General features: G+C 64.6%; 10 protein-coding genes and 2 pseudogenes. 7 read left to right on the top strand and 5 right to left on the bottom strand.

All coding sequences use genetic code 11. The annotated features are described in order from the left end of the window. Window positions 1–48 precede the first annotated feature (48 nt). A complete protein-coding gene (locus tag LH62_RS28930; protein ID WP_082012302.1) occupies window positions 49–1,020 on the top strand; it encodes a tripartite tricarboxylate transporter substrate binding protein in 972 nt (323 codons plus the stop codon). Here the strand turns inward: LH62_RS28930 and LH62_RS32590 are convergent. Next, entirely contained in the window at window positions 1,001–1,834 is an 834-nt protein-coding gene (locus tag LH62_RS32590) for a transglycosylase SLT domain-containing protein (RefSeq protein WP_082012301.1), read from the bottom strand. The two genes, LH62_RS28930 and LH62_RS32590, sit on opposite strands and share 20 nt — an antisense overlap. A 346-nt stretch (window positions 1,835–2,180) precedes the next feature. On the opposite strand from LH62_RS32590, the gene LH62_RS01795 reads away from it, so the two are divergent. Both LH62_RS01795 and LH62_RS28920 read left to right on the top strand, forming a co-directional pair. Continuing rightward, window positions 2,181–3,125, top strand: a complete 945-nt coding sequence (locus LH62_RS01795; protein WP_082012300.1) for an HpcH/HpaI aldolase/citrate lyase family protein — start codon at window positions 2,181–2,183, stop codon at window positions 3,123–3,125. 426 nt (window positions 3,126–3,551) lie between these two features. Continuing rightward, window positions 3,552–4,324 (top strand): annotated as a pseudogene (locus LH62_RS28920) (IS5 family transposase). 23 nt (window positions 4,325–4,347) lie between these two features. Here the strand turns inward: LH62_RS28920 and LH62_RS01790 are convergent. Next, window positions 4,348–5,685, bottom strand: a pseudogene (locus LH62_RS01790) (IS701 family transposase). Window positions 5,686–5,877: 192 nt separating this feature from the next. Between LH62_RS01790 and gmd the strand changes: the two are divergent. The 4 genes from gmd to LH62_RS01770 all read left to right on the top strand — a co-directional run bounded on the left by gmd (window position 5,878) and on the right by LH62_RS01770 (window position 11,355). Then, a complete protein-coding gene (gene gmd, locus LH62_RS01785; protein WP_043358876.1) occupies window positions 5,878–6,858 on the top strand; it encodes a GDP-mannose 4,6-dehydratase in 981 nt (326 codons plus the stop codon). A 9-nt stretch (window positions 6,859–6,867) separates the two neighbouring features. Then, complete coding sequence (locus LH62_RS01780) at window positions 6,868–7,833, top strand: GDP-mannose 4,6-dehydratase (protein WP_043358873.1); 966 nt, start codon at window positions 6,868–6,870, stop codon at window positions 7,831–7,833. A gap of 776 nt (window positions 7,834–8,609) precedes the next feature. Continuing rightward, window positions 8,610–9,983, top strand: a complete 1,374-nt coding sequence (locus LH62_RS01775) for a glycosyltransferase family 1 protein (protein WP_052213596.1) — start codon at window positions 8,610–8,612, stop codon at window positions 9,981–9,983. Window positions 9,984–10,068: 85 nt separating this feature from the next. Continuing rightward, a complete protein-coding gene (locus LH62_RS01770) occupies window positions 10,069–11,355 on the top strand; it encodes a glycosyltransferase family 4 protein (RefSeq protein WP_082012299.1) in 1,287 nt (428 codons plus the stop codon). Between the two features lie 399 nt (window positions 11,356–11,754). Here the strand turns inward: LH62_RS01770 and LH62_RS01765 are convergent, their stop codons facing one another. The 3 genes from LH62_RS01765 to LH62_RS01755 are packed head-to-tail and all read right to left on the bottom strand — an operon-like array spanning window position 11,755 to window position 17,014. Continuing rightward, window positions 11,755–13,437 (bottom strand): hypothetical protein, encoded by a 1,683-nt coding sequence (locus LH62_RS01765; RefSeq protein ID WP_043358871.1) that lies wholly within the window; start codon window positions 13,435–13,437, stop codon window positions 11,755–11,757. Window positions 13,438–13,484: 47 nt separating this feature from the next. Further along, window positions 13,485–14,615: an FkbM family methyltransferase gene (locus tag LH62_RS27955; RefSeq protein ID WP_052213594.1), complete on the bottom strand. Its 1,131-nt coding sequence runs from the start codon at window positions 14,613–14,615 to the stop codon at window positions 13,485–13,487. Window positions 14,616–14,617: 2 nt separating this feature from the next. After that, on the bottom strand, window positions 14,618–17,014 hold the full coding sequence (locus LH62_RS01755; RefSeq protein WP_144404342.1) for a glycosyltransferase: 2,397 nt from the start codon (window positions 17,012–17,014) through the stop codon (window positions 14,618–14,620). Window positions 17,015–17,902 lie beyond the last annotated feature (888 nt).

Here is a 17,902-nt window from a genome sequence, read left to right as displayed (position 1 = left end):
GGGCAGCCGTTGCTATGCTCCGTTGAAAGAGCCGTATGAAGCTGCGCCATGGCACCACTTACCCGACGCATCCTGCTAGCCGCACCAGCGCTGCTGCCTGGCTTCGCAACTGCACAAGGCTTCCCGAACCGCCCCATTACTTGGGTGGTTCCTTTCGCTCCGGGTGGCATCACGGATACCAGCGCCCGCATCCTGGCGAAGCGCATGAGCCAAAGCCTGAACCAGTCGGTGGTAGTCGAGAACCGCCCGGGCGCCGGCGGGACGATAGGGACCGAGGCCGTCGCTCGCAGTGCAGCGGACGGCTATACGATGCTTTACGGTAGCCAAGGGCCGATTGCTGCGGCACCGGCAATGTTTCCCGGGCTTCGTTACGATCCGCGGCGCGACCTCGAGCCGGTTCATGGCATAGGTGCATCGCCCCATCTCATCGTCACCTCGCCCGCCCGGCCGTGGCGATCGCTCAAGGAGTTGGTCAATGCGGCGCGCGGCCGGCCTGATGGCTTGACTTACGGTTCGGTCGGCGTCGGCACCTCACCACATCTAGCGGCCGAGACACTGCTGCAGGCGACCGGCGTCCGCATGGTCCATGCCCCCTACGCCAACGGTACCCAAGCATTGAACGACGTCATTGGCGGACGCCTTGATGTGATGTGGGATTACCCGCTGACGAGCCTGCCACATGTGAGGGAAGGCCGGTTGCGAGCCTTGGCGGTCACCGACAGCCAGCGGGTGGCGCTGGCAAGCGAGATTCCGACGGTTGGTGAAGCCGGGCTCCCGGGCGCCGAGTTCGTACCTTGGGCCGGGCTTTTCGTTCCAGCACGCACATCTACCGGTGTCATGGAGACACTGGCCAGCGCGATGCGGGAAGCGATTGGTGATTCCAGGGTACAGGAATTCTTCAACGGCACCGCGACAGTGCTGTGGCCGATGATGGGTCCCGACCAATTCCAGAAATTCGTAACCAGCGAAACGCCGCGCATCGCCAGCTTGATCGCTCGATCTAACGTGAGGGGCGGTTGACTTGGCGTGCCTCCTGAGTGGCAGGCGAGTGTCCTGGCGCCGGGCTGCTCAGCCTGGTCTCTGTCGGCGTAGCAGCGAGGCTAGCAGCGATTTGGGATGAACTTGGGAGTCGGCGAGCCCAAGCCGATTCGAGCAACGTGCCAGCGTCCGAGTGCCTAGCCCTGTCTTCGTCCATGCGCCGAAGACGTGCCGCGAACTCAGGCAGGTACATGGAATAGTCAGCGCCGGTGTTGATGGCGGGGCTGGCCGTTGTTGGCAAAGGTCCGTAGCGCTCCGCCAAGGGCCATAGCGCGAGGACCTTCCGTGCATAATCATTGCCTCGCTCGGCCAGGCGGGAGTGGTAGGCAGCGGCCGCAAGCGGCCAGTTGCGCGTGTCTCCGTACAACGACTTGAGGAAACGCGCAGCGTAGCCAGCATTGGCTTCGGGGTCGAAGGCACGTTCGAGAGTAGCGAAGGCTGTGGGATGGTGCAGGAGGTTGACCTGTGCGCAGCCAACATCAATGGACTTGATACCCCTCGCCTGGAAATTTCTGACAGCCGCAACGGCCTCCTCACTGCTGGAGAAGAAGTAGCCGGTTCCCGACACGTTGATGGTCCAAGGCCAAGGCACCGTACGCCCGGTCACGGGATCAGCCCGCCCGCTTTCCACGAGGGCGATACTGCGCAGCAGCTGCGACGGAATGTGCATTTGCCGTTCCGCCGTCTGGATAGCCGACAAACATCGCTCGCCAGGCGACGGGGTGCGCGAAGTCGTTGGTGATGCCAAGGCAAGAGCCGGCACCAATCCAAACAGCGCTGCTAAGCTAACCTTCATCGAGTAACAACATTGCGAGTTCACCTGCTATGCAATAGGGCTCACAGCGCCCGATGCGCGAAGGTACCAAGATCGACGCCATGGCAACAACACGGTCTGGTTGGGTAGCCTCTGTGGGTAAGATACTGAGTGGGAGCAATAGGACTTGGCGTGTAGGGCCGCTATCCTTGATCGCATCACTCTTACGCAACCGATGGGCGACCGAGTAGCGGTTCGGCCGCTCATTCAGCGTCTGCTTTGTTCGCAGAAAGTAGGGGCAGTTGCGCCAGACTGCGCGGTTACTTCCGTCGGGTCCACTTGGCTTTGCGGGATTCTCCAAGCGGCCTCATTCTGAAATGGATGTGTGATGCCTGAGAACTCAGCGCTGGAAGCAGGTGGTTTCCCTCAGGTTGCGCAGATGCACTGGCCGGACAACACTTGCGATCAGCACCAAATTACCCGGAGGAAGCAAACCATGCGCCCAAATCGCTTGCGCCAGAAGCTGAACGCTGGAGAGGCGACCATTGGTACGCACATACTGTCGAGCTGGCCAACACTCGTCGAACTGATTGGTGACGCCGAGAATTATGACTATGTCGAGTTCACGGCCGAATATGCACCGTTCACCATGCATGATCTCGACAATCTCGGCCGTGCCTTCGAATTGAAGAACCTCTCCGGCATGATCAAGGTTGAGCAGAAGCAGTACACGCATCAGGCGATGCGGGCGATCGGGTCAGGCTTCCAAAGCGTGCTGTTTGCCGATATTCGGACCGTGGCCGACGCCGAAGCGTGCGTCGCCGCAGTGCGTGCCGAAACCCCCGGCACCGGCGGACGGCTTGGTGTCGGCATGCGACGCGACGTGCGCACGGTGCTGGAGGGCGGTTCGCCGGCCTATGTCGACGCGCTCAATGAGGTCGTGATCGCCGTCATGGTCGAAAAGCGCGAGTGCGTAGAAGACTTGGAAGCGATCCTGTCGGTTCCGGGCATCGATATGGTGCAGTTCGGGTCTTCCGATTACTCGATGAGCCTTGGGCTGACCGGACAGCGCTCTCACCCGGATGTCATCAAGGCAGAGCGCAAGACGATCGAAACAGCGCTGAAGATGGGCAAGCACCCGCGCGTCGAATTGGCGGACGTCTCCGGCGCGAAGCCGTACCTGGAGATGGGAGTGCAGCACTTCTGTATCGGTTGGGATGTGCGAATCCTGTACAACTGGTGGCGCACCAATGGAGCCGGCATGCGGACCATGCTGACGGGCGAGGCGGCTGCGGCCCCGGCGCCCCAGCCGGTGAAGACCGGGACCTACTGAAGCGCCAGGGCGACGCTGAGGAGCGACATGCCGTCCGCGGTGCTTGAGAAACGTGGGCTGCCAGGGCAGCCCGCTTTCATTGCTTGGTATCCGGTAACTGCGCGTTGGTCGACGGGGCGCGGCTTATAGGCAATGCCTCGTCTTCGGTAACGTGAGGCCACGCGGTCGTCTTCAACATGCTAGGCCGCATTGGCGGGGCGGACGCAGCGGCTGAAATTTGGCATAAACGTCTCTCTGGCCTTTCGCAGTCCGGTCCTGGTCGCCAAGCAATGCGGCCACTATTGACGTGCTGTCGGAAGGCCGATCGTTACTGGCTCTCGGCATCGGCAGTCCGGCGGCGCCTGAGTGTCCATCCGGGAACAGATCGAGTGATTTGAATCGGTTGTGATTGGCTCCCGGCGGCAGGTGCGGGAAGAAGGGCGTCCCATATGGACGTCCGAGAACCGGTCAAAATACGACCGCAACAAGCTGCGCTACCCAAGCGACCTGACCGACGAAGAGTGGTCGATCGTCGGCCCTCTGATCCCGGATGCGAAGGGCGGTGGTAACAAGCGGACGGTGGACATACGAGCGGTGCTGAATGAGGTCATGTACATCCTGAGCACCGGCTGCCAGTGGGCGGCGCTGGGACGAGGACCGGACGCTCGATCGCATTCACCATGCGCTCTACGTTCGGTGCCGGGAGCAGGCCGGGCGCGAGGCCAGCCTGACGGCCGCGATCATCGACAGCCAGAGCGTGAAGAGCGCGGAAAAAGGGGGACCTGCATCGACCCCTCGGGCTACGACGCGGGCAAGAAGATCAAGGGTAAGAAGCGGCACGTCCTGGTCGACACTCAAGGCTTGCTGATGCAGGCCGACATCCAGGACCGCGATAGTGGCGTGCTGCTGATGGGCTCGCTGATCGGCCTCTACCCCTCCCGCTGAAGCTCTACGCCGATGGCGGATACCAGGGCGCCAACTTCCAAGCCGGGCTGCGCACGACCTGTCGCCAGATCAACCTCGAGATCGTCAAGCGATGCGAGCTGCGCAAGTTCGTCGCGCTGCCGAAGCGCTGGATTGTCGAGCGCACTATCGCCTGGCTCAACCGCTGCCGACGATTGGCCAAGGATTGGGAGTGCCTGAACCGCCGCGCGCTTGCCTTCCTGCGATGCGCTTCCGTCCGCCACATGCTCCGAAGGCTATGTCAGAAAACAACATGATCCCGGACGGACTCTTAGGCTTTTCAGCACTGCCTGGGCAGTTTGAAATCATGTGGTGGCCTGAGCGTGTGCCGGCAGTGCGGACATCGGATGGGCGCGACGAGGTTGGCGAACAGCTGCGCCATGATGGCACGGCGCGCGGCCGGCAGGCTCGGCGATGGTGGCGGTCCCGGAACCTGACCCGGCATTTTCGTCGACCCCGTCGAGCGCTGCCCGGCGAGGCGGGGGTGCTGCAGCCAGGCAAACGCGATGCAGGTCATCAGTGCGTGTCGGTGCAGGCCCGTCCAAGACCGGCCCTCGAAGTGACTCAAGCCCAGTTCCTGCTTGAGCTGGTGATGCGCCCGCTCGCAGACCCAGCGCGCCTTGATGGCCGCGGCCAGGGTGCGGAGCGGGGTGCGGGGCGGCAGGTTGGACAGGCAGTATTTGCGCTCACCGCTCGAGTGCCACTCGCCAACCAGCCAGAACTCGTCGCCCGGCAGATACCGGTTGTTGGCCCAGACCGCGCCATCGGCGACCCGGATGCGGGTGGCGGCAAAGCGAGCGGGCCCTTGGTGCCCTGCCGCCAGGTCACCCGGCGCCAAGGCAGGTTGGCGAGCACCGCCTCCGCCTCCCTGGGTTTCTGGTCCGGCACCGGACGCCGCTTGCGGCCGCCGGGCGGGACCAGCTGGAACTCGGCATTGTAGATCTTCTGGTTGCGCGAGATGCCCACCGCCCAAGCCAAGCCCCGCTCGCTCAGGCCCTGCCGGATCGCCGCGCTCGCGCCATAGCCGGCATCGGCCAGCACGATGCCGAACCGCACCTGGGCAGCGGGCAGCCAGCCCAGCTCGGCCGGCGCAATCTCACCCTTACTGCGGGCCACCGTCCTGGCTTCGGGCCCGCCAGCGGCGGCGCAGCGCTCGGGATCGCGGGTCCACTCCTCTGGCAGGAACAGCCGCAGCCCCACAGGCGCCGGCACCTCGGCGCCCGCCAGCGTCAGCGAGACCGGCGCCTGACAGTTGGCCCGCTTGCCCAGCTGGCCACAGTATTGCCGCGCCACCCCGACCGAGAGCATGCCCTTCTTCGGCAGCGCCGTGTCGTCGATCACCAGCGCCGCCCGCAGCCCACCCACCAGCCGGTTCGCCTGCTTGGCCAGCACCTGCCAAAGCGGAGCGTCGTCCCAGGCCGGGCTGGCGATGGAGTGCTGCAGTTGATTGTGCCCACCCAGTTCCAGGCACGCAGCCATCGGCTGCAGGCTCTTGCGCTCACCCGGACCACAGCAGCCCGCACCGGTAGAGCGGCGCCTAGAGCCGCCTCCTCCTGTGCCCAAGCACGGCCAGGAACCGCTTCAGCCAGCGGTCCAGATCCGGCATCGTGCGGCCCATCGCGCGCCCCCAAACTAAGCCGTTTCAACCCAGTTCAGACACCGCCCATCAGCCGCAACAGTGCCCAGGTAGTGCTAGTATGGCTGGCACGTAGTGTTCGGAATTCAAACCAATCCATTGAACAGCCATCTTGGAATTTTTGGCCGATGCGGCTAAGGACGCGCTTAGCAGCTTCATCAGGGTTGATTTTAGATGCCGCGCGTACTCATTACCGGGGTTACCGGCCAGGACGGGGCATATCTCTCGAAGCTCCTGCTCGACAAGGGTTACGAGGTTTTCGGTCTGCTGCGTCGCTCCTCCTCGGGCGACGTGATCGACGAGCGCCTGCGCTGGCTCGGTATTGCCGGTCAAGTGCAGATGATGGACGGCAACCTCATCGACCTCTCCTCCCTCATCCGCATCCTGAATGAGGTTAAGCCGGACGAGGTCTACAACCTCGCCGCCCAGTCCTTTGTGAAAACCTCCTGGAACCAGCCGTTGCTAACCGGCCAGGTAACGGCGATCGGTGCCAACAACCTGTTGGAGGCGGTGCGGCTGGTCGCGCCCGGCGCCCGCTTTTACCAAGCCTCTTCCTCCGAGATGTATGGCTTGATCCAGCAGCCCGTTCAGAGCGAGACGACGCCCTTCTACCCGCGCTCGCCCTATGCCGTGGCCAAACTTTACGCCCATTGGATGACGGTGAATTACCGAGAGAGCTTCGGCATGCATGCATCCAGCGGCATTCTCTTCAACCATGAGAGCCCGCTGCGCGGAATCGAGTTTGTCACCCGCAAGGTCACCGACGGCGCCGCCCGCATCAAGCTTGGCCTGGCAACCGAGCTGCCGATGGGCAACATGGACGCCAAGCGCGACTGGGGCCATGCGCGCGACTACGTCGAGGCGATGTGGCTGATGCTGCAGCAGGACAAGCCGGATGATTATGTGGTTGCCACCGGCCGCACCGTCACGGTGCGCGACATGGCACGCATCGCCTTCGAGCATGTCGGGCTGGACTACGAGGAATTCGTGAAGGTCGACCCAGCCTTCCTGCGCCCTGCCGAGGTGGATGTCCTGCTCGGCGACGCTTCCAAGGCGAAGGCGAAACTCGGCTGGACGGCACGGACGACGCTCGAGGAGATGATTAAGGAGATGGTTGAGGCCGATCTCTTCCGCCACCGCGCCCGCATGCGCTGAGCCGCGACCATGGCCCCGCCGGCGCGCATCCTGGTGACCGGTGCCGGCGGCTTTGTCGGCCGCCACCTGCTTCCTGCGCTGCGCACCGCCTTTCCCGCGGCAACCCTGATCGGCGCAGGCCGCGGAGCCGCCATCCCCGGCACGGATGAGACCTTCTGCCTCGATCTCCTAGATCCCACCGGCCTGCCAGAAGCCATTGCCGCAGCCCGGCCGGATGCAGTGTTGCACCTCGCTGCCCAGGCGGATGTCGCCGCCTCCTTTCGCACTCCATCCGAGACCTGGCGACCTAACCTGCTTGGCACCCTGGCGTTGGCAGAGGCGGTGCAGCGGGAGGCGCCCACCGCCAGTTTCCTTTTCATTTCCTCCGGCGAGGTATATGGGCTCAGCTTTCAGTCCGGGCTACCGCTGGACGAGACGGCCGCTTTCCAGCCCGCCAACCCCTATGCCGCCAGCAAGGCCGCGGCCGACCTGGCAATCGGCGAAATGGCGCTGCGCGGCTTGCGCGCCATCCGCCTTCGCCCCTTCACCCATACCGGCCCAGGCCAGACGCCGCACTACGTCGTCTCCAGTTTTGCACGTCAGGTGGCGCGGATCGAGGCTGGTCTGCAGGAGCCCGTGCTCCGCACCGGTGCCCTCGACCGCTGGCGCGACTTCGTCGATGTGCGCGACATCTGCACCGGCTATGTCCTAGCCCTTTCATTGGCAGACGATCTGCCGCCCGGCCTTGCCCTAAACCTTTGCAGCGGCCAGCCACGCCATATCGGTAGTATCCTGGACTCGCTGCTCGCCTTGGCTGGCGTCGAGGCCAGCATAGAGCAGGAGGCCGCCCGTCTCCGTCCGACTGACGTGCTGCACGTCCAGGGAAACCCTGACCGCGCCCGGGAGATGCTGGGCTGGGCCCCTGCCATTGCCTGGGAAGAAACCCTGAGCTCCATCCTCGCTGATTGGCGGAGCCGTGTCGCGGCTGGCGAGTAGGCTGTCCTACCGGCCCCTGACCCGAACGGAATGCCGACACGCCGAAGTCCGATCCCTTCAAGCTTCAGGTCCTGCAGCTACCAGCAACGGATTGCGGACCAGGAGAGCCTCAGCCCGCCGCCGGCGGCCGCCTGTTCCCACCGCGGCGCCCTGTTCTCCGCTGGCCCGCCCGCAAATGCCGGTTCCGCGCGTAGCGAAAGTCCATTGCGTCAGACCGCAGGGCCTTCCGAACCACCATGTAGGAAAGCCCACGCTCACGGCAGATCGCCTCGAGCGGCATTCCTTGAACCAAATGCAGTCCATGGATCTTCGTGATCGTCCCGACGACCAGCATTGCGATCCAGGTTGCGAATGCCTGGAAGCCACAGTGACACCACTCGACAGGCGAAGTCCCATAGAACGTTCGTCACCCGCTCCGAAAGGTTGTTCCACGCCGAAGCACAAGCCCTCCCGCTCCAAGCGGTACGATCGAGGAGGCAGTGGTAGTCCACAAGCCAACCTTTTCGGCAAAGCTCGATGATCCGGAGTATGCTGGCCATCATGTATCAACCCGGTGCCGAGATGACCAGTTAGGAGCATTTGGGCGTGACACCAATTTCGATGCTGGGAAAGTGGCGCGAACTACCAGGTCGCCGCGGCGAAGCGGGCTGGCAAGCGCGGCACGGCGCTCATCCGTTGACGGAGGCCCCCCAGCTTAGCCGATCACTTGCTCCGCGTCTTCGACGTCCGGGGAACGGCCAAGGTCGAGTTTAGCGTTCGAGGGAACCACGCTTCAGATGATGATTTGGTGTGACGTCGAGGACCTGTTCGAGTATGCGCGGTCCCGGTCCCGACCAAGCGGCATTCAGCGACTTGCCTACGAGGTCTATGTAGCGCTGCGTGCCCTGTCCGGCGACCAAGTGGGCTTCGTCCGCCAGGATCCGGTAACCGCCGCGCTTCGGGTCGTTGACTGGCAAGACGTGGAGGCGCTGTACAACTACATGAGCAACGCCGCGCCGCTTCCGCCGCAGCGCGCGGTGCCGCCTGGTTTGATCGTCCCCACGGCGTTGCGTGGGCTGGCACGTCGTGTGCCGGACGATGTGCGTCTGCCACTGGGCCGGGCTGCACGCGGGCAGATCACCGCCGTTCGCGGCGTTGCTCAGGCCGCTGGTGCAATGCTGAAATTGCTGAGGGCCAGGGACTCGCCGCCAAGTCCGGTCGATACCGCCAAGGTGACGGGGCGCCACCTCCGGGAGGTCGCGCGCCCTGGCGACGTGCTGGCCGTCCTCGGCTCGCCTTGGTCGCATCCGGATTACCCAGCCATGGTGGCGGAGCTGAACCGGACCGCCGGGCTGCGGTTCGCCCTGCTGGTCTACGACCTTATCCCGGCGATCCGACCCGAATACAGCGCGCACCATACGGTGCCCGCATTCCTCCGCTTCATGCGCGGATGCCTGCCGTTGGCGGACTTCATCTTCGCCATCTCGAAGGCTACGGCCCAGGACTTAACCAAATGGGCGGAACGGGAGTTAATCCCGTTGCGCACTTCACCGCAGCCGATCCCGATCGGCACGGAATTCGTCCGACCGAACGCCGGCACCCCACTGCCCGGCAGCTTGGTGCCGGGCGGGTATGCGCTGTTCGTCTCGACGATGGAGGCGCGCAAGAATCATCAGCTGGCCTTCCGTGCCTGGCGCCGGCTGCTCGATGAAATGCCGGCGGAGCAGGTGCCAACGCTGGTCTTCGCGGGCCGGATCGGCTGGATGGTGGCCGATCTGATGCAGCAGATCGAAAACTCGAAGCGACTGGATGGCAAGCTCGTTCTGGTCGACAACGCGGACGATGCGACCCTAGCTGCGCTGTATGCCGGGGCGCGTTTCACGCTGTTTCCTTCCCTCTATGAGGGCTGGGGGCTTCCGGTCTCGGAAAGCCTGGCCTTCGGCAAGGTTTGTCTCGCCTCCAACCGCAGTTCGGTGCCTGAGGCCGGTGGTCCGTTCTGCCTCTACCATGACCCGGATAGCGTGACGGAAGCGGTGACGCTCTACAGGCGTGTCCTGAAGGAACCCGAGATGCTACGCGCGCTCGAACAGCGTATCGCTGCCGAGCACCGGCCGACTGCGTGGTCGGCAACGGCGCGGACGATCTTAGACGCGGTCGGGAGCGCGGCGTGAGGCCACTCGGTGCAATGCGCTGCCGCGATGACGGGCGCCGCATGGGGGCTACAGTCGGGCAACAAGGACGTGGGGCGCCCACCGCATGATCAAGGTATATGACTTAGGGCAGGGGCCAAGTGGACGCCCCCTGCGCCGGTTGGCACAGGGGCTCTATCGGCAGTTGCCGCAAGGCCTACGTCAGGCTGGCTTTCGCCATCTGACCGCCCTGCTGGCGCCGCGGCCGACGCGGCGCGGCGGCGACGGCCCGCGCGCGCCGGGCCTGATCATCGTCGGGGAGTTCTCTCTTCCAACCGGTCTCGGCCAGGCAGCACGGCTGATGCGCGATGGAGCCCGACGCCGCGGGTTGCCGGTTTGGACCATCGATGTCAGCCGCGTCGTGCCTGGCGGGAACGACCAGGCACCGTCGCCGCAGGTCTGTCTCGACGACTATCCCCCCGGCGTTCCTCTGGTGCTGCAGGTCAACCCGCCGACGTTGCCCTGGACGCTCCTGCACCTGCCGCGAGCGCTGCTCAAGGGACGCCGCGTCATCGGCAGTTGGGTCTGGGAACTGGAACGCGCTCCCGCCAGCTGGCGTAGCGCCGCACCCTTTGTGCATGAAGTCTGGACGCCATCCCGCTTTGTCGCGGGTGCCTTGGCGGACTGCGTCCGCTGCCCGGTGAGGCGCGTTCCCTACCCGGTGGCAGATGTCGAAACCTCACCCACCGCAATCGACCGGGACGGCTTCGGGCTCCCCCGCGACCGCACCATCGTATTCGCGGCGATCGGGCTGCATTCGTCGCCGGCGCGCAAGAACCCTGAAGGCGTGATCCAGGCCTTCAAAGCCGCGGCAGCCGGTCGTGACGACATGCTGCTGGTGCTCAAGGTATCCGGGCAGAATGCTTTCCCGGCCGACATGGCGACGCTGCAGGCGGCAATCGCCGGCGATCCTGCCATCCTCATCGAGGATCGGGTGATGCCCGATTCAGACATGCAGGCCCTGCTGCGGTGTTCCGACGTAGTGCTGTCGATGCACCGCAGCGAGGGCTTCGGATTGGTACCCGCCGAGGCGATGCGCGCTGGCATTCCGGTCGTCGCCACCGATTGGTCGGCGACCGCCGAGTTCATTGACGCGAGTTGCGGCGTACCGGTGCCATGCCGTCTCATTCCCGTCCAGGATTCCCGCAGCGTCTACACCCTGCCCGGCGCCCGGTGGGCAGATCCCGATCCTGCCGCCGCCGCGCAGGGATTGAAGCGTCTCGTTGAGGATGCGCAACTGCGGCGACAGCTCGGTGCCCGAGGCATGGAAATGGTACGGCAACATCTGGGTGCCGATGCGATGATACAGGCCCTGGCTGGCGATGGCGCGACCGTGCCTCATCATGGGGCATAGCGGTGCTGGTCTCTGGCGAGTCCGGAGTGGCGACGTGCCCCGCTTCCGGTGCAGTTTCCGGATCTAGGGCAGCAAGATCAACGGACGGCCGTTCTTCGCCGAGGTGATTGCCCAGGCAGTCCGCTGAGACCTGGTGCTGGCCGCGACGCGACGGGCATCCCTGGTTTTATATAAGTAGCGCTCGATCCGGCGCGATATCATCGGTGTCCCGGCCCTTGGCCCCAGTCAAGCGAGCGGCCTGGGGCAGGCTGTCGATGAGCTCGGCCGCCACCTTGGCATCTTGGGTCTCGCCTGGACGGGTCAACGGGCCTAGCGGCCAGCCGGCCGCGTTGGTGCCGGCATGGGGCTTGGTCCTGAGCCACCATGCGACCGGCCAAGCTTCTGGCGATGAGCCCTACTTCACGGGACGGAACCTGCCGCCGGAGGGTGCCATGCCAATGAGGTTAAATCCAGCACACACAAACCCTCGATGCGGTGATGCTTCACATAGGCGTCTACCCGTGCGGCGTAGTCGGGGTCGCTGGAACGAGCGAAGTTCCAGTCCCGCGGCACGAAGCTGGCCATGCCGTTGATCGTGGGCATGCGCAGATACTCGGCGATCAGCATCGCATCGACATTGTGGCTGTAGACTGCATCCACTTCCGGCGAGGCAGCCAATGGGCCCGGGCGCACCCCAGCGGTTGCGAAGGCGCGACAAGACGGTGGTGGGGGCGGGATGGCGGCCAGACGTGCCAGCTCGGTGTCTGGCGACAAGCCCACGGGATGTCCGAGATTGATCTCCCCGGCGACCAAGCCCAGCGCCAAGCAGGCCAGCAGCGGCCGGCTCAGTCGCGCGGTCGCCATCCAAAAGACGACCACGACGACCACCGGAGCCATCAGGAAAATCTGGTACCGGGCGATCACCCGCACTGCGGCCGCGCCGGGCACATAGGTATATACCCAGCGCCAGGGCGTGAAGCCGCCATAGTGCAGGGACAACAGCCAGGTTGCCAGGGCGGCGAGTGCCAAGGTGCGGGCGAGGCGATGCGGGCGTGCCGCGGGGGCGAAGCACAACCATGCCGTCGCCGCCAGGAAGGCCAGTATCAACAGTGGCGGCAGGCCGGAACTGCGCTCGCCGTCGGGCGGCACACCCGGTCGCAAGGCGGCATTGATCCATTCATTCACGCGACCGAACAGCAAGTTGTGTGTGCCGACATTGAAGGTGTCGAGGACGGAGGGCGAGAAGGTCATGGCCTGGCTGAAGGAATGCATGCCTGTTTCTGCCGCCTTGGGCAGGTAGACGAGGGCGAAGGGCACCAGGCCCGCCAAGAGCACGACGGCGCCGACCGCGGCGGGGCCCGCCATGCGTCGCCCGGCTATCACGGCGCGAGCCAGGCTTCGTGGGCCGGACAGTGCGTGGATGAGAAGGGCAAAGCAGGTGAACAGCGCGAAGAACCAAGCCGTGTAAAAGGCCGTGATGACCCAGGCGGCATAAAACACCGCGGCCGCAACGCACCAGCCGGCGCAGTTGCGCAACGCATCGCGCATGCCCGCATTCCAAGCGCGAAACAGCAATACGGCCATGACTGGCACGAAGGCCACGCTGAACAGCTGGACGTGATGAGCCTGGCTGAAGGTGTTGTTGCTGATGGAAAACAGCAAGGCCCCCAGAACCGCCAGCATTCGCGGCGTCGGCAGCGCGCTACGCATAAAGGCGTAGAAACCGATAAAGCCCATCGCCTTCACGGTGACGTTGACCATTTCCGCAGCAAGAAAAATGTTCAAGCCAAGAACTCTGAAGACGGTATGGATCAGGCCATAGAGGAAGTATCCATCATTGTAGCCCAAAGTATACGGATGGGGATAAAAATAGAACAGCATGCTCCATTTGGCGTGGCCAGTGAACACGTTGTGCCAGTGTTCCAGGATCGTGACTTCGATGGAGCCATCGGTCCGGTCTCCAAACAACAATGTCCAGCCATTGGTGATCTGCAGTCGGAAGAAAACCGCAATGGCGAGGATAAGCCCCAGCGCCACCGCGCCGACCCAGGCACCACGAAGCCTGGCAGGCGCGTCTTCGCGGCCGTGAAACTGCTGATTCATCCCAAACCTTTATGTGGCCATAGTGACTTCCGAAGCGTGAAATCGCCTCAGGAGCGTCCGAAGAGGATGCCGAGCGAGCGGCGCGGTCGGGCCAGGGCCCGCATCGGTCGCGTGATGCGCCAGGACGTCGACGCATAGACGTTGTGCAATTCACGGGCGATGCGGTCAGTCTCCGTCATCTGCAGCGCCGGCCGGGCCTGGGCCAACATCAGCTGCATGGTGACGCCGTCCAGCTCCGCCGACAGGGCCTCGCATCGGCTGCGCATGGCAGCCAGTTCGCTGCGAGCATGATGAAGGTCGACGCCTTGCGCCTCCGCCGCAACCTCGGCGCGATGGAGCTGCGCGGACAGCGCCGCATGTGCTGCGTCGCGCCGCGTCAGCTCATCATCCAGGGAAGCAATGCGGCGGCCGGCATTCTCCCGCTCCAGCTGCAGGTCTTCGACCTGGGCCTCCAGCGCGGCACGGGCGCGGACTAAATCATGCTGGCTGTAGGGGACGTAGCGGTCAAACACGTTGGGCGGACGGTCGAACGCCTCGGGTGGGGGCGCGAAGTTCCGCTCGACGTAGAAATCGTTCAAGCCGTCGAAATAAACGTGGCGATACCCTTGCGCCGCCAGGTAGTCCGCGACGCCGTCCTGCCGGCGCATTGGGCTTGCGGGGAAGGTGCCCTCCGCCAGGATGACGCGCGGGCGGAAGCGGTCCCAGTCGTTGGACTGCATGACCTTCAGTTCAAACCCTTCAACATCGACCTTCAGCACGTCGATGTCCGGCGGCGCGGCCTCCTGCAGAATGTCACGCAGGGTGCGGGCGGGGACGGTGTGGCGCACCACCTCGAATCCCGCGGCCGCAGCGCGGGAGGCGTCATCGGCGTTGCCGGTGGACAGGCCGGTGCCGACCACTTCGTGAAACACCAGCTCGCCAGGCGCATCGGACACCGCGACGTTCAAATTGATGTCCCGCGGCCGCTGCGCCACCAGCTCATGGAAGAACGCCGCCGTCGGCTCGATGTTGATGCCACGCCAGCCGCGGTCGTACAGTGCGCGGGTGTCGTTTTCGTACAGCGGATGGGCGGCGCCGACATCGACGAAGAATCCATGCGCCTGGCCACCGAATACCCGGTTCAGGATCACGTCCTCATTGTTGGCGCTGTAGGACAGGAAGGTGGCGGCCGTAGTCATCGTCATGCTCCAAGGGACCAGCTTGCCAACTGCCGGAGGCGGGCGGCCTGCAGACCGGCGATGTGGGCGCGGCTGTGGTTCTTCCGCAGATGCTGGGCGGCGTGCGCCACCAATGGTGCGGACCGTGTCGGGTCGTCGCAAAGCCGCCGCATCAACCAGGCGGCATGGGAGACGTCCGGCTCCGCCCAGAGCTGGCCTTCGGCGAAAGGGTAGTCGCCCGGTTGCAGCGCCACCAGCGCGTAGTCGACGGGATAGCCGGTGGAGGGCCCCAGGAACTCGCGGCTGGCGGAATAGCCGGTGGCGATCACCGGCTTGCCTAGCAGCATCGCCTCGGCAATCAGGAGCCCCAAACCCTCGCTGCGGTGCAGGGAGACGACGGCGTCGGTGGCGGCGATCAGCCCCAGCGTGTCGGCGCGGTCCAGCGTGGCGTCAATCAGGAAGATATCGGGATGCCCGTCGATCTCGGCAGCGAATGCCTCGAACCGGTCGGGTGCCAGGGCGCCGTTCATGCATTTCAGCACCAGCCCGGCTTGGCCGATACGGGGGAAGGCTTGGCGGAAAGCCTCGATAACAGCACGTGGATTTTTGCGCTCCATAAATGAAAGGAAGTCGAAGGAGAAAAAGAACAGGAAGCGGCCGTCTGGCAGCCCGAAGCGCGCACGCGGTAGCCTCGGGGCCTCGCCGACCTCGACTGCGACGGGCATGTAGATTGCCGGCTTGTCGAGCCGGCCCGCCAGGGCGGTTTGGATGAAGCGGCTGGGCGCCCAGATCTCGTCCATCTCGTTCAGTTGTGGCAGCCATTCGGCCGGGAAGCGGCTCAGCTCCCAGAACGGGATATTGATGCGCAGCGCGTCTGGGCGCAGCCGGTCGCGCATATGCCTCGTGACCAGGCCGAGCTGGTCGGCGTTGACGTTGAAAATCTGCACCGGCGCCGCGCCGTTCTCGCGCAGCAGGGCCGCGCAGCTTTCGTCGTTGCGTTGGGCGGCGACGTTCAGCGCGACGTCGCAGCCTTCCACTCGCAGGCCTCCGGCGGCCAGGGTCTGCAGCGTCTGCCGGCCGACCTCGCCGACGCCGGAAGCGGTGCGCAGATAGCCGACGACGGTGACTTCGGCTTCACTGGCTGCCGCCGGGGGTAGCAGCCGGGCTGGTGCCTGGAACAGTCCCATGCGGGCAGCTTCCGGCTCGATCAGCGGCAGGTCCAGGCGCAACTCGTGCGCCGCATGCATGACGAACCAGTCCGCGAGTTCCTGCACATGCGCGGCTTGGGCGAGGTCCAGCCGGTTGGCGAAGCTGGGGAAGCGGCCATGCATGAACTTCATGATGTTGGTGACGATACGGCTGGGTGCAGCACGCGAGGCACCGGGCCAGGGTTGGTGCAGGAATGCCTCGTAGGTTTCGAAGGGGTCGTCCGGCCAGGCCTTGTGCCATTCGCGGAACATCTGCCGCACTAAATGGTGGATGGCAGTGCCGCTGGCAAAGCGGCCATAGGCGTACAGCCCGGCCGGTACGCTGCCATGGCCGTTGGCCAGCAGGCGTGCTGCATATCCGGAGGTCAGCAGGCGCATGGCCTCCGGCATCCGGCTGGCGAACGCGGTATCGTATTTTGACAGCCGGTCCGGCCGGCGCGGGTCGAAGCCGCTATAGTGAAAGAAGCCCAGGGGCTGGCCGTCCACGGTCCAGTTCTTGCCGTCCTGCCGGAGGTCGCGCTGCTGGAGGTTCCAGTAAGCCACGTTCAGTGTGGTGTCGTTGTTGATATGGGCGTTCGGCGCGAATCCGGGCACCAGGTCCATGAACTTCTGGTCAACGAAGATCCCCTGCTCCTGCGCGCTGATGCACAGGAATCTCAACCGCCGCGCCCACCAGTCGATTATGGGGCGCGATTCTGTCCCACGGGCCACGCCCAGGAAGCCCAGGTTGTAGATGCCTGCGCGCATGATGGTCAGGTCGTTCGGCTCCGCCTCCGCCTCGTTCGGCGCACAGAGATGCGGGGTCAGCACGAAGGAGGCGCCGTCGCGCAACCGGCCGAAGATGTCGTCCAGCGGACGGAAGATCTCGATATCGGGGTCGAAATACAGCGCCGCATCGTAGCCGAGTCCGTCCAGCAGGCGGCGGAACATGAACGGCTTGACCGCAGTATTCAGCTCCATGATGTCGTAGCGGAAGGCGAAGCTGCGGAAATCCGGGATGTCCAGTGCTTCCGCCGGGATGATCGTCCAGCCCGGGTCGTATAGCCCCGGCATGTCGATGACGCGGTCCGCCAAGCAAAGGAACAGGTCGGCGTCCGGATGGTGGCGCCGGGCCGATTCAAAGAAGGTTCGTGCTGCCGGAACGTAGTTGTTGGAGCAGATGGTGAATATGGCGGCGCGAAACGCAGGGGTCATGGCCGCTTTATCCGGCAATATCCGGCCGCAGTCCACGCCACACCTGGGTCAGCCGCGGGCATCCCTCCTCGCAGACCAAGCGGCCAGCTGCCTTATCGCCTCCATCTGCTGGTCCGGCACCGCGGCGATGGAGGTTGGCCTGCATCCGGCGCAGCGTTGGCGGCGCGATGCCGTATTGCTTGAGGCGTTCGACACGCCGGCCATGCCCCACCCCGCGCACACTGTTGCGCGGCCGATGCATCTGCATGGAACACCGCGACCATCTGCTCAGTTGTAAGATAGTGGATGTCGGAGCGCAGCGGCGACGATTGTAGATGCGTTCGGCATGCTGGAACAGGTCAACTCTGGCTTGGTTGCTGGTGAGGTAGTCATACGGCTCAACGAGTTCGCCCTTCGGAGTGGCATGGAACTTTCCATCGGCGCGTTGTCTCGGCAACCGCCCTTGCGGCTCGTGGGGCAGAGCATACCGTTCTGCTGCAATTTCTGACGGTACTCGTGTGCTGCGATCTGTATCTTGCGGTTTGAATGGTGCCTCAAGCTGGGCACCAGCCGCTCACGAGCGAGGGCCATGTCGAGCGCGGCCAGCGCAAGCTCATAGCCGAGATGGTCAGCCATGCCTCGACCGAGCGACGCGGCGGGAGAACAGGCCGACACCATAGCCAGATACAACCAGCCCTCGGCAGTCCAAGGGAAGGCGAGATCGGCCAACCAGACTCGGTTGGCGGACTGGCCGTAAGGTCGTGCCCAAGCAGATTCGACGCCGCTGGGAAAGTGTATGTGCTGTCGGTGGTGTACCGGTACCGGCGCTTGCGCTTGGTGAGCCGTGTACGTCCGCGTCTGCCTCGTCGGCGAAGGCGCTCAAGAGTGCCGTCAGGTCCGGGTTGAGCGGCGGGCCCGGTTGCAAGC

The sequence above is a fragment of the Belnapia sp. F-4-1 genome (genome assembly GCF_000802185.1).
Lineage (GTDB): Bacteria > Pseudomonadota > Alphaproteobacteria > Acetobacterales > Acetobacteraceae > Belnapia.
Note: the sequence above shows the minus strand (reverse complement) of the source record. Positions and strands in the feature narration are given on the sequence as shown.